Below are 10,979 nucleotides of genomic sequence, written 5' to 3' on the forward strand. Positions count from 1 at the left end.
TGCCCCTTTTGCTTGCCATCTGGTTAAGCAGACCAACCTGCCCAGCGGCTGTGGCAGATCAGCGTCGAAAAAAGCCGTCGTTCAGAAACCATGTACAGCTTTGAGGCTACACGGCAGAAGGGCTGTGGAGGGCTCATTTATGTTCACGTTCGTGCCAGATCATCCCCTGATCTGCGGCGTCATTCTCATCCTCATTGACCTGGCGTTATGGCAAATGATCGATGCCTCACGGCGCAAGGTGCGGATGTCCGTGCGAATCAGCATATTCATCACCTTCAGCTGGGTCCTGACCAACGCCGGTATCAGCCCGCTGCAACCGCCACTGTGGCCGGAAGACCCTCTTCTCCAGCTGACGGGTACGGTACTGGGTATTGGCTGGTGGTTGTTTGCCGCCAGAACCGTGACCATTGTCCTAGGCAATGGACTGGCGGCCCGTGGCGGCCACAGCGCACGACTGCTGCATGATGTGATGGGGGCGGCGATTTTCCTGATCGGGATCGTCGGCGCTGCGGCCTATGTCTTGCAGTTGCCGGTCAAGGGCCTGCTGGCGACTTCCGGAGCCATGGCAATCGTTGTGGGGCTGGCTGTGCAGAGCACATTGAGTGACGTGTTTTCCGGCATCGTGCTCAACACCACCAAGCCGTATCACCTCAACGACCTGATTTCCATCGACGGTACGCAGGGCCATGTCGTGGAGATCGATTGGCGGTCGACGCATCTGATGACCGACGAAGGCGGCATCGCTGTCGTACCCAACTCTGTCGCAGCGAAAGCGAGGATTATTAACCTGAGTCGCCCGGGCGACGTACATCGGATCCGCACAGTGATTGCGGTACCCAGCAGTGTGCGCCCGCGCCTTGCTATTGATGCCCTCGAAAAAACCCTACGGGGAACGAGGGCATTGCTGTCAGCGCGCCCCGCCAAGGTCTCGGTCAAAAGCTCGCATCTGGAGTACACGGAGTACGAGCTGAAAGGGTTTGTCGCATCGGCCAAGAACAAGAACGATGTCTCCAACATGATGTTCGATCTCGCCCACCGCCACCTCGAAGCCGCCGGCGTCACCTGGGGACATAATCCGGAAGATCCTCGCTGGAGTCGCCAGCGCCGGCTTTTGGAGGAAGTCCGGGTTTTTCGTTCGTTGAGCAACAATGAACGTGACCGTCTCGCTGACGAAATGACACCGATCGACTACCAGGCTGACGAGGTCGTTCTGGGCTTCGGAGAGGTAGCCGATTGCCTGATGATCATCAGTACTGGCGTCATGTCGGTGTCAATCCACGACGGTGAAAAGCTCATCGAGGCAGGCCGTATGGGGCCAGGTGAAATCATGGGAGAAGAAGGCATTCTCGCGGGGAACCCCTCGAGGGGAGAATTTCGCAGCATCACAAGCGGGCAGTTCTTCCGCATTGGCAAAGATATGTTCGGCAGCCAGTTGGAACACCTGCATGAACTTCAGTCCGCTCTCAGCCACTTGCAGGAACAGCGTGAAGAGATCCGGGAGGCGGTAATCCTGCAGAAGCCAGTGGAAACCAAGAAAAAAGGATTGCTGAGCTGGCTATTGCAGCGCAGATAAATTGAATGCGCCTTTCGCTAATAGACAAACACACGCCGCGCGATGCAAATCATCAGGAGGCCCAAAGAGCTTGCTGAGAGCTCACCTTGGAAATACAACTTCCCAAGCTTTTAGAGGCGGAAAATCAGGGTCATTGAGTGTCTCCCCAATCTTGAATGAGCCTGTCATTCGGAGGCTCTTTCACGGCCCAGACGGTTGATAGAATACAAGCGGCCCACATACCCAAGCTTTATCGCCGTGGGCCCAAGAATTGTCATCGCATGCCCTATCAACAAGCTGGGCAAAGAAAGATATTGTTCCATTCCATAGGCCAGCACAACCCCGGTCGCCAACAGGAGCGTACCGCAGCTCAGCAGGATATTGGACAAATTCAGAACCCGCCTTGGACTTTCGAAAAGTGTGATCATTTCATTTCGGGACTCAGACTAACCGAAATGAAATCGTATTCCAAAAACGCAAGTTTCACGCAACTACATTTGGCCGAACCGAATATAAGCCAGTATCACCTGACTATACTTAGGTATGGAAATACACTTACCAGGACTTATCCCAAAGCTTTGTATTTGAATGCCTGCGACGCCCCACTCGTACAGCGGCCAAATAAGACAGACTACCTTAGCTATTGCCTGCAAACTCTCTTTCCAGGCTCTCGGAATTGAATTCCATCGAGATAAACCACTTGGAGCGGCGAAAATGATCCGGAGTGACCTCGTAGCGACGCGAACTGAGCCAACGTCCGCTGTAGGTCGGTAGCGGCTACTCGCCAGGGGCAGCAACCGGCCAGAAACGACCGCTCAGATTCACGGAGCTTGCATCTAACATATGGAAATTCGTATATTCGATTTTCCATATGTTATGGTGAAGCCATGATCACTCCACCCGAGGTCTTCAAGGGGGAACCGCAGAATTCGGAAAAAATCGTACGCTAAGCTAACGGTGTTCTCGTGACAGCTCTTTGACTAGGCTTTCTAAGGGGTCGTCTCAGAAAACGGAAAATAAAGCACGCTAAGGCATAGCCGAACCTGCCAAGCTTGCTCCACCCTGTAGTGACGCGATCAGCGGGCAGGAAACGTTCCCCCTTCGCGCATGGCAGGCGCACACCAACTCAGACAGCACGGCCTCCATGCGCGCCAGGTCAGCCATTTTCTCGCGCACGTCCTTGAGCTTGTGCTCGGCCAGACTGCTGGCTTCCTCGCAATGGGTGCCATCCTCCAGCCGCAGCAGCTCGGCGATCTCATCCAGGCTGAAGCCCAGCCGCTGGGCTGATTTCACGAAGCGCACCCGCGTTACATCCGCCTCGCCATAGCGGCGGATGCTGCCATAGGGCTTGTCAGGCTCCAGCAACAAGCCCTTGCGCTGATAGAAACGGATGGTCTCCACATTGACCCCGGCCGCCTTGGCGAAAACGCCAATGGTCAGGTTCTCCAAATTGTTTTCCATATCGCTTGACTCCGTACATGAGTACGGAAGTAAGGTTACGCTATCCAATTTCAATTCGAAAGGACAAGCGCATGTCTGAACCAAAAACCGGGCGCGGCGCGCTCTTCACTGGAGGGCTTGCCGCCATCCTCGCCTCGGCTTGCTGCCTCGGGCCGTTGGTTCTGATCGCCTTGGGGTTCAGCGGCGCTTGGATCGGCAACTTGGCGGTGTTGGAACCCTATCGCCCCATCTTTATCGGCGTGGCGCTGGTGGCGTTGTTCTTCGCCTGGCGGCGCATCTACCGGCAGGCAGCGGCCTGCAAACCGGGTGAGGTCTGCGCGATTCCCCAAGTGCGAGCTACTTACAAGCTCATTTTCTGGATCGTGGCCGCGCTGGTTCTGGTCGCGCTCGGATTTCCCTACGTCATGCCATTTTTCTACTGATCGGAGTTCACCATGAAGAAACTGTTTGCCTCCCTCGCCCTCGCCGCCGTTGTTGCCCCCGTCTGGGCCGCCACCCAGACCGTCACGCTGTCCGTACCGGGCATGACCTGCTCCGCCTGCCCGATCACTGTCAAGAAGGCGATTTCCAAGGTCGAAGGCGTCAGCAAAGTTGACGTGACTTTCGAGACACGCCAAGCGGTCGTCACCTTCGACGATGCCAAGACCAGCGTGCAGAAGCTGACCAAGGCAACCGCAGACGCGGGCTATCCGTCCAGCGTCAAGCAGTGAGTCACTGAAAACGGCACCGCAGCACAACGGACGTCATTGTCTGGCGCCACAAACGATAAAGGATCTGTTGCATGACCCATCTAAAAATCACCGGCATGACTTGCGACTCGTGCGCGGCGCACGTCAAGGAAGCGCTGGAAAAAGTGCCAGGCGTGCAGTCGGCGCTGGTGTCCTATCCGAAGGGCACAGCGCAACTCGCCATCGTGCCGGGCACATCGCCGGACGCGCTGACTGCCGCCGTGGCCGGACTGGGCTACAAGGCAACGCTAGCCGATGCGCCACTGGCGGACAACCGCGTCGGACTGCTCGACAAGGTGCGGGGATGGATGGCCGCCGCCGAAAAGCACAGTGGCAACGAGCCCCCGGTGCAGGTAGCGGTCATTGGCAGCGGTGGAGCCGCGATGGCGGCGGCGCTGAAAGCCGTCGAGCAAGGCGCGCAGGTCACGCTGATCGAGCGCGGCACCATCGGCGGCACCTGCGTCAATGTCGGCTGTGTGCCGTCCAAGATCATGATCCGCGCCGCCCACATCGCCCATCTGCGCCGGGAAAGCCCGTTCGATGGCGGTATTGCGGCAACTGTGCCTACGATTGACCGCAGTAAGCTGCTGGCCCAGCAGCAGGCCCGCGTCGACGAACTGCGGCACGCCAAGTACGAAGGCATCCTGGGCGGTAATCCGGCCATCACCGTTGTGCACGGTGAGGCGCGCTTCAAGGACGACCAGAGCCTTACCGTCCGTTTGAACGAGGGTGGCGAGCGCGTCGTGATGTTCGACCGCTGCCTGGTCGCCACGGGTGCCAGCCCGGCGGTCCCGCCGATTCCGGGCTTGAAAGAGTCACCCTACTGGACTTCCACCGAGGCCCTGGCGAGCGACACCATTCCCGAACGCCTTGCCGTAATCGGCTCGTCGGTGGTGGCGCTGGAGCTGGCGCAAGCCTTTGCCCGGCTGGGCAGCAAGGTCACGGTCCTGGCGCGCAATACCTTGTTCTTCCGTGAAGACCCGGCCATCGGCGAGGCGGTGACAGCCGCTTTCCGTGCCGAGGGCATCGAGGTGCTGGAGCACACGCAAGCCAGCCAGGTCGCCCATATGGACGGTGAATTCGTGCTGACCACCACGCACGGTGAATTGCGCGCCGACAAACTGCTGGTTGCCACCGGTCGGACACCGAACACGCGCAGCCTCGCGCTGGACGCAGCGGGGGTCACTGTCAATGCGCAAGGTGCCATCGCCATCGACCAAAGCATGCGCACGAGCAACCCGAACATCTACGCGGCCGGCGACTGCACCGACCAGCCGCAGTTCGTCTATGTGGCGGCAGCGGCCGGCACCCGTGCCGCGATCAACATGACCGGCGGCGATGCGGCGCTCGACCTGACCGCAATGCCGGCCGTGGTGTTCACCGATCCGCAAGTGGCGACCGTGGGCTACAGCGAGGCGGAAGCCCACCACGACGGGATCGAGACCGACAGCCGCACCTTGACCTTGGACAACGTGCCGCGTGCGCTCGCCAACTTCGACACACGCGGCTTCATCAAGTTGGTTATCGAGGAAGGCAGCCATCGGCTGATCGGCGTACAGGCGGTCGCGCCGGAAGCGGGTGAACTGATCCAGACGGCGGCTCTGGCCATTCGCAACCGCATGACGGTGCAGGAACTGGCCGACCAGTTGTTCCCCTACCTGACGATGGTCGAGGGGTTGAAGCTCGCGGCGCAGACCTTCAACAAGGATGTGAAGCAGCTTTCCTGCTGCGCCGGGTGAGAAAAAGGAGGTGTTCAATGAACGCCTACACGGTGTCCCGGCTGGCTCTTGATGCCGGGGTGAGCGTGCATATCGTGCGCGACTACCTGCTGCGCGGATTGCTGCGCCCGGTGGCGTGCACACCAGGCGGCTACGGCTTGTTCGATGACGCCGCCTTGCAACGGCTGTGCTTCGTGCGGGCGGCCTTCGAGGCGGGCATCGGCCTCGACGCGCTGGCGCGGCTGTGCCGGGCGCTGGATGCGGCGGACGGCGACGAAGCGGCCGCGCAGCTTGCCCTGCTGCGTCAGTTCGTCGAGCGTCGGCGCGAAGCGTTGGCCGATCTGGAAGTGCAGTTGGCCACCCTGCCGACCGAGCCGGCACAGCACGCGGAGAGTCTGCCATGAACAACCCCGAGCGCTTGCCGTCCGAGACGCACAAACCGATCACCGGCTACCTGTGGGGCGGACTGGCTGTGCTGACTTGCCCCTGCCACCTGCCCATCCTCGCTGTCGTGCTGGCCGGCACAACCGCCGGTGCTTTCCTCGGCGAGCATTGGGTCATCGCGGCGCTCGGTTTGACCGGCCTGTTCCTTCTGTCCCTGTCGCGGGCGTTGCGGGCATTCAGGGAAAGAGAATGAGCGCTTTCCGGCCGGATGGATGGACGACGCCGGAACTGGCCCAAGCGGTCGAGCGCGGGCAGCTTGAACTGCACTACCAGCCCGTCGTCGATCTGCGCAGTGGTGGGATTGTCGGCGCGGAAGCCCTGTTGCGCTGGCGTCATCCGACGCTTGGACTATTGCCACCGGGCCAGTTCCTGCCCGTGGTCGAATCGTCCGGCCTGATGCCTGAAATCGGCGCTTGGGTGCTGGGCGAAGCCTGCCGCCAGATGCGTGACTGGCGAATGCTGGCATGGCGACCGTTCCGGCTGGCCGTCAATGTTTCGGCGAGCCAAGTGGGACCGGACTTCGACGGGTGGGTAAAGGGCGTGCTGGCTGATGCCGAGTTGCCCGCCGAGTATCTCGAAATCGAGCTGACCGAATCGGTCGCGTTTGGTGATCCGGCGATCTTCCCCGCCCTGGACGCCTTGCGGCAGATCGGTGTGCGCTTCGCCGCCGATGACTTCGGGACGGGGTATTCCTGTCTGCAACATCTGAAGTGCTGCCCAATCAGCACGCTCAAGATCGACCAATCGTTTGTCGCCGGGCTCGCCAACGACCGCCGCGACCAAACCATCGTGCACACCGTGATTCAGCTTGCGCACGGGCTGGGCATGGATGTGGTGGCTGAAGGCGTGGAAACATCGGCGAGTCTTGATCTATTGCGACAAGCGGACTGCGACACAGGACAAGGCTTCCTGTTCGCGAAGCCAATGCCGGCGGCGGCATTCGCCGTCTTCGTCAGTCAATGGAGGGGTGCCACCATGAATGCAAGTGACTCGACCACCACCAGTTGCTGCGTGTGCTGCAAGGAAATCCCGCTCGATGCCGCCTTCACCCCGGAAGGCGCGGAATACGTCGAGCACTTCTGCGGGTTGGAGTGTTATCAACGCTTCGAAGCGCGTGCCAAGACAGGGAACGAAACCGATGCCGATCCGAACGCCTGCGACTCGCTACCGTCAGATTGAGGCATACCCTAACTGGATGTCAGGCAGGGCCGCGCTGTCATTTTCAGAAGACGACTGCACCAGTTCGCGGGGCAGGCCCGACCGGTGTGCAGCCGACTTCTGAACGGGCCGTGTCAGCAGTCCTATGCACGAAGTACCGCAAGGGGCCGGAATTGCTCAGAACTCCCCTGCACGATGCGGCCTTGTTATGTGGTCGCATTGTGACTACAATGTGAGTATCTGAATCGTTCCCGGAGAATTACCATGAGTACCACTGCCGACACCTACGTCCGCGCCCGCATCGACACCAACACCAAGGAGCGTGCCGCCAGCGCGCTCGAAGCAATGGGGTTGTCGATTTCCGACGCCATCCGCCTGCTGATGCTGCGCATCGCCGACGAACACCGCCTGCCCTTCGATGTGAAGGTGCCCAATGCCACCACCAAGAAGGCCATTGCCGAACTGGAAGCGGGCAAGGGCAAGAAGTTCACCAGCGTGGACGATCTGATGGCGGATTTGCATGCGGACGATTGACCGTTCCTCCGCGTTCAAACGCGATTACAAGCGCGAGGCCAAGGGCCAGCACCGCGCCACGCTCGATGACGCGCTCAAGCCGGTATTGGTCGCGCTGGCGACCGATCAGCCCCTCGATGCGCGCTACCGCGATCACGACCTTTCCGGCGATTGGGCGGGCTACCGTGAATGCCACATCAAGCCCGACCTGCTGCTGATCTACCGCAAGTCCGATCCCGACATCCTGCGCCTGGCGCGGCTTGGCTCGCACAGCGAGCTTTTCGGCTGACGCCAGCCGCCTTGTCCGTCAAACGATCATTAGGCGGCCAAACCGGACGCCTGTCCGAAAACATCTTGCGCAACGGGATGACGGACAATAAGATAGGCGGACGGTATAACGGACAAATGGGCGGAAATGGCACTCATCGGCTATGCGCGGGTATCGACGGCGGAACAGGACACCGCCTTGCAGACGGATGCGCTGCGCAATGCAGGCTGCGAACGGGTTTTCGAGGACACGGCATCCGGGGCCAAGGCAGACCGGCCCGGCTTGGCCGATGCGCTGGCTTATCTGCGCGATGGCGATGTGCTGGTCGTCTGGCGGCTGGATCGGCTTGGCCGCTCCCTGCCGCACCTGATTGAGACGGTCGGCAAGCTGGAAGCACGGGGCGTCGGCTTCCGCTCGTTGACTGAAAACATCGACACCACCACGCCGGGCGGACGGCTCATCTTCCATGTGTTCGGTGCGCTGGGCCAGTTCGAGCGCGACCTGATCCGCGAGCGCACTAAGGCCGGGTTGACCGCTGCCGCCGCACGCGGGCGCAAAGGCGGACGCAAGCCGGTTGTCACTGCCGACAAGTTGCAACGAGCGCGGGAGCTTGTCGCCAACGGCTTGAATGTCCGCGAGGCCGCCGCACGCCTCAAGGTAGGAAAAACCGCTCTCTACGCTGCCTTGCAGGCGGCCAGTTCTGGCAGTGCAGCCGACTCCTGATATTTCATGCAGTCGCCTTCTGAAAACGACACGCGCCGCTTAGTCAGAATAGAGTCATCTTTCGCATTTTTTGACACATGCCTGCGAAGGTCATAGATTTCAGCCTGACAGAAACGGGGTTTGAGGCACAACGGAACAGAAGGAGCACTTAAGCCGCCTTCAACCAAGGAGACATCGTGCAGGGGCACCGCATCGGCTACGTCCGGGTCAGCAGCTTCGACCAGAACCCGGAACGCCAGCTGGAACAGACACAGGTGAGCAAGGTGTTCACCGACAAGGCATCGGGCAAGGACACCCAGCGCCCCCAGCTCGAAGCGCTGCTGAGCTTCGTCCGCGAAGGCGATACAGTGGTGGTGCACAGCATGGACCGGCTGGCCCGCAACCTCGATGACCTGCGTCGCTTGGTACAGAAGCTGACTCAACGCGGCGTGCGCATCGAGTTCCTGAAGGAGGGCCTGGTGTTCACTGGCGAGGACTCGCCGATGGCCAACCTGATGCTGTCGGTGATGGGGGCCTTCGCTGAGTTCGAGCGCGCCCTGATCCGCGAGCGGCAGCGTGAGGGCATCACCTTGGCCAAGCAGCGTGGCGCGTACCGGGGCCGCAAGAAAGCCCTGTCCGATGAGCAGGCTGCTACCCTGCGGCAGCGAGCGACGGCCGGCGAGCCCAAGGCGCAGCTTGCCCGCGAGTTCAACATCAGCCGGGAAACCCTCTACCAGTACCTCCGCACGGACGACTGATACATGCCGCGTCGCTTGATCCTCTCGGCCACGGAGCGGGACACCCTGCTTGCGTTGCCGGAAAGCCAGGATGACCTGATCCGCTACTACACCTTCAACGATTCCGATCTATCGCTGATCCGCCAGCGGCGCGGCGATGCCAACCGCTTGGGCTTTGCGGTGCAGCTCTGCCTGCTGCGCTACCCTGGCTATGCGTTGGGCACCGACAGCGAGCTGGCCGAGCCGGTTATCCTGTGGGTGGCCAAGCAGGTTCAGGTCGATCCGGCGAGCTGGGCGAAGTACGGTGAGCGCGACGTGACCCGCCGCGAACACGCCCTAGAACTGCGCACCTACCTGCAACTGGCTCCCTTCGGCCTATCCGACTTCCGCGTCCTGGTGCGCGAGTTGACCGAGCTGGCCCAGCAGACCGACAAGGGCTTGCTGCTGGCCGGTCAGGCGCTGGAGAGTCTCCGGCAGAAACGGCGCATCCTGCCGGCGCTGAGCGTGATTGATCGAGCCTGCTCGGAAGCCATTGCCCTCGCCAATCGCCGGGTCTACCGCGCCTTGGTCGGGCCGCTCACGGACTCGCACCGTGCCAAGCTGGACGAACTGCTGAAGCTCAAGGCCGGCAGCAGCATCACCTGGTTGACCTGGCTGCGGCAGGCACCGCTGAAACCCAACTCCCGGCACATGCTTGAACACATCGAACGGCTGAAGACATTTCAGCTGGTGGACTTGCCCGAAGGCCTCGGCCGGCACATCCACCAGAACCGACTGCTCAAGCTGGCCCGCGAGGGCGGGCAGATGACGCCCAAAGACCTTGGCAAGTTCGAGCCGCAGCGGCGCTATGCGACCCTGGCCGCCGTAGTGCTGGAGAGCACCGCGACTGTGATTGATGAGCTGGTGGATCTGCACGACCGCATCCTGGTCAAGCTGTTCAGCGGCGCGAAGCACAAGCATCAGCAGCAGTTCCAGAAGCAGGGCAAGGCAATCAACGACAAGGTGCGCCTTTACTCGAAGATCGGCCAGGCGCTGCTGGAGGCCAAGGAAAGCGGCAGCGACCCCTATGCCGCCATCGAGGCGGTGATTCCCTGGGACGAGTTCACCGAGAGCGTCAGCGAGGCCGAGCTGCTGGCCCGGCCGGAGGGTTTCGATCATCTGCACCTGGTCGGCGAGAACTTCGCCACCCTGCGCCGGTACACGCCGGCCCTGCTGGAAGTGCTGGAGCTGCGCGCCGCCCCGGCCGCGCAAGGCGTGCTGGCAGCCGTGCAGACCCTGCGCGAGATGAACGCCGACAACCTGCGCAAGGTGCCGGCCGAGGCCCCTACGGCCTTCATCAAGCCGCGCTGGAAACCGCTGGTGGTAACCCCGGAAGGCCTCGACCGGCGCTTCTACGAAATCTGCGCGCTGTCCGAGCTGAAGAACGCCCTGCGCTCCGGCGACATCTGGGTCAAGGGCTCGCGGCAGTTCCGCGACTTCGACGACTACCTGCTGCCGGCGGACAAGTTCGCCGCGCTCAAGCGGGATCAGTCCCTGCCCCTGGCGATCAACCCGAACAGCGACCAGTACCTGGAAGAGCGCTTGCAGCTGCTGGACGAGCAGTTGGCCACCGTCACCCGCTTGGCCAAGGACAACGAGCTGCCCGATGCCATCCTCACCGAGTCCGGCCTGAAGATCACCCCGTTGGATGCGGCGGTG

Annotated in this window: 13 protein-coding genes; 12 read left to right on the forward strand and 1 reads right to left on the reverse strand. The window is 61.4% G+C overall.

The features are described from left to right. Positions 1–139 precede the first annotated feature (139 nt). Positions 140–1,573: a mechanosensitive ion channel domain-containing protein gene (locus C167_RS0113535; protein WP_017518822.1), complete on the forward strand. Its 1,434-nt coding sequence runs from the start codon at positions 140–142 to the stop codon at positions 1,571–1,573. 1,005 nt (positions 1,574–2,578) lie between these two features. Here the strand turns inward: C167_RS0113535 and C167_RS0113545 are convergent. Beyond that, entirely contained in the window at positions 2,579–3,013 is a 435-nt protein-coding gene (locus tag C167_RS0113545; RefSeq protein ID WP_003131969.1) for a mercury resistance transcriptional regulator MerR, read from the reverse strand. Positions 3,014–3,084: 71 nt separating this feature from the next. Between C167_RS0113545 and merT the strand changes: the two genes are divergently transcribed. From merT to C167_RS0113600, 11 genes are all read left to right on the forward strand, one after another. After that, positions 3,085–3,435, forward strand: coding sequence for a mercuric ion transporter MerT (gene merT / locus C167_RS0113550; RefSeq protein WP_003131974.1), 351 nt, complete (start codon positions 3,085–3,087; stop codon positions 3,433–3,435). Between the two features lie 12 nt (positions 3,436–3,447). Beyond that, complete coding sequence (merP, locus tag C167_RS0113555; protein WP_003131987.1) at positions 3,448–3,723, forward strand: mercury resistance system periplasmic binding protein MerP; 276 nt, start codon at positions 3,448–3,450, stop codon at positions 3,721–3,723. Positions 3,724–3,794: 71 nt separating this feature from the next. Then, positions 3,795–5,480 carry a mercury(II) reductase gene (gene merA / locus C167_RS0113560; RefSeq protein ID WP_017518823.1) on the forward strand — a complete coding sequence of 562 codons (1,686 nt, stop codon included), beginning with the start codon at positions 3,795–3,797 and terminating at the stop codon, positions 5,478–5,480. 17 nt (positions 5,481–5,497) lie between these two features. Further along, positions 5,498–5,863, forward strand: coding sequence for a mercury resistance co-regulator MerD (gene merD, locus C167_RS0113565; RefSeq protein ID WP_000995360.1), 366 nt, complete (start codon positions 5,498–5,500; stop codon positions 5,861–5,863). After that, on the forward strand, positions 5,860–6,096 hold the full coding sequence (gene merE, locus C167_RS0113570; RefSeq protein WP_003132004.1) for a broad-spectrum mercury transporter MerE: 237 nt from the start codon (positions 5,860–5,862) through the stop codon (positions 6,094–6,096). Before merD ends, merE begins: the two co-directional genes overlap by 4 nt. Continuing rightward, positions 6,093–7,082 (forward strand): DUF3330 domain-containing protein, encoded by a 990-nt coding sequence (locus C167_RS0113575; RefSeq protein WP_003132006.1) that lies wholly within the window; start codon positions 6,093–6,095, stop codon positions 7,080–7,082. Before merE ends, C167_RS0113575 begins: the two co-directional genes overlap by 4 nt. Before the next feature lie 243 nt (positions 7,083–7,325). Continuing rightward, entirely contained in the window at positions 7,326–7,595 is a 270-nt protein-coding gene (locus C167_RS0113580; RefSeq protein ID WP_017518824.1) for a type II toxin-antitoxin system RelB/DinJ family antitoxin, read from the forward strand. Next, entirely contained in the window at positions 7,582–7,863 is a 282-nt protein-coding gene (locus C167_RS0113585; protein ID WP_017518825.1) for a type II toxin-antitoxin system YafQ family toxin, read from the forward strand. The genes C167_RS0113580 and C167_RS0113585 overlap by 14 nt, the downstream gene beginning before the upstream one ends. 126 nt (positions 7,864–7,989) lie before the next feature. Then, positions 7,990–8,565 (forward strand): recombinase family protein, encoded by a 576-nt coding sequence (locus C167_RS0113590; protein ID WP_001173919.1) that lies wholly within the window; start codon positions 7,990–7,992, stop codon positions 8,563–8,565. A gap of 176 nt (positions 8,566–8,741) precedes the next feature. Continuing rightward, positions 8,742–9,302 carry a recombinase family protein gene (locus C167_RS0113595; RefSeq protein ID WP_010921730.1) on the forward strand — a complete coding sequence of 187 codons (561 nt, stop codon included), beginning with the start codon at positions 8,742–8,744 and terminating at the stop codon, positions 9,300–9,302. Positions 9,303–9,305: 3 nt separating this feature from the next. Beyond that, the coding region (locus tag C167_RS0113600; protein WP_017518826.1) for a Tn3 family transposase at positions 9,306–10,979 on the forward strand (1,674 nt) is incomplete at its 3' end.

Origin of the sequence: Pseudomonas nitroreducens TX1 (assembly GCF_000313755.1) — a bacterium.
GTDB classification, from domain to species: Bacteria; Pseudomonadota; Gammaproteobacteria; order Pseudomonadales; family Pseudomonadaceae; genus Pseudomonas; species Pseudomonas nitroreducens_A.